Source organism: Streptomyces sp. NPDC002690 (assembly GCF_053592415.1).
This window is the reverse complement of sequence record NZ_JBSFVR010000751.1, coordinates 1-1,193: the sequence shown is the minus strand read 5'-3', so window position 1 is coordinate 1,193 and position 1,193 is coordinate 1. Positions and strand designations below refer to the sequence as shown.

The window sequence follows — 1,193 nt, the reverse complement described above, 5'->3', positions numbered from 1 at the left end:
GCGCTGTCTCCCCGCTCGGTCTTCTTGACGAGCAGGTCGTCCTTGTCGACCCACACGTCGATCGTCTCCGTCTTCAGGAGCGGAGGCGGGCCACCCGGCTCCGCGCTCTGCGGCGGCTCGCCTTGGAGCAGCGTGGTCGGCAGCAGGACCACCGCGGTGGTGCCGCCGTACGGGGAGGTGCGGAGCCCGACCTTGATCCGGTGGCGGGAGGAGAGCCGGCTCACCACGAAGAGCCCGAGCCGGTCGCTGTCGAAGAGGTCGAGCGCCTCGGACTGCTCGATGCGTTTGTTGGCCTGCGCGAGGAGTTCCCCGCCCATGCCTAGGCCCCGGTCCTCGATCTCGATCGCGTAGCCGTTGCCCACGGGTTCGCCGGTGATCCGCACCTTGGTGTGCGGCGGCGAGAACTGGGCCGCGTTCTCCACGAGTTCGGCGAGCAGGTGGGTGAGGTCGGCGACCGCGGCGCCCGTCACGGAGACGTCGTCGAGGCGGCGCACCTCCACCCGGGCGTAGTCCTCGATCTCCGAGACCGCCGCCCGGACCACCTGGGTGAGCGGTACGGGTCTGCGCCAGGCCCGTCCGGGGGCGGCGCCGGAGAGGATGATCAGGCTTTCGGCGTGCCGGCGCATGCGGGTGGTCAGGTGGTCGAGGCGGAAGAGGTCGGCCAGTTCGCCGGGGTCGTCGGCCCGCCTTTCCATGCCGTCCAGGAGGTTCAACTGGCGGTGGACCAGGACCTGGCTGCGGCGGGCGAGGTTGACGAAGACCCCGGCGATGCCGCTGGCGAGTTCGGCACGCTCCACCGCCGCGCTGAGCGCCGCGCGGTGCACGATGTCGAGTGCCTCGCCGACCTGGCCGATCTCGTCCTGCGAGGGTCTGCGCGGCAGCGATTCGGCCTTCACGTCGATCTTCTCGCCCGCCCGCAGGCGTTCCATCGCTCGCGGCAGTTCGCGGCGGGCGATGGCGAGGGCGCTGTCACGCAGGCTCACCAGCTCCGTGACGAGGCCACTCCCGATGCGTACGGAAATGACGAGCGCGGCGACCACGGCGACGAATCCGAACAGCACCGCGGCCCCGTCGGGGCTCGTAAGCCCGCTCGTCAGCGGATCCGAACGGCCCGCCGACCGGTCCGACGCGGCGGCCTCGACGGCGCGCATCCGTGTGAGGACGGGGCCGCCCGCCAGGGCCCAGGCATCGGC

1 protein-coding gene is annotated in these 1,193 nt (G+C 71.9%); it reads right to left on the bottom strand.

The genetic code is table 11. The features are described 5' to 3' along the window. Positions 1-1,193, bottom strand: a 1,193-nt coding sequence (locus tag ACWD3D_RS37285; protein WP_451465058.1) for a sensor histidine kinase, incomplete at both ends; no start/stop codon positions are given.